Annotated in this window: 1 protein-coding gene; it reads right to left on the reverse strand. The window is 35.6% G+C overall.

Annotation, left to right across the window (positions count from 1 at the left end):
- A partial coding sequence (locus SB724_RS20255) for a BspA family leucine-rich repeat surface protein (RefSeq protein ID WP_410572654.1) occupies window positions 1-270 on the reverse strand: 270 nt, incomplete at both ends.

Consider the following 270-nt stretch of genomic DNA (forward strand, 5'->3'; position numbering starts at 1 on the left):
ACTTTACTTACATTCCAGGTATCTAATGGCTGGTTGAACGCTTTTGCAGAATGAAACATATGGCTCATATCTGTTACATTAGAAGTGTCCCAGGACTTTAATGGCTGATTGAAATTAGGAATTAAATGAAACATAAAAGCCATATTCTTTACTTGGGAAGTGTTCCATTGGTCAAGAGGCTTGTTGAAAAGATAACATTCTGCAAAGGTATAGGCCATTGTAGTAACATTGGATGTATTCCAGCTGTTCAGATCTTGATTAAATACCTTT

It is taken from the genome of Bacillus sp. SIMBA_031 (genome assembly GCF_046535225.1).
GTDB lineage: Bacteria > Bacillota > Bacilli > Bacillales > Bacillaceae > Bacillus > Bacillus velezensis.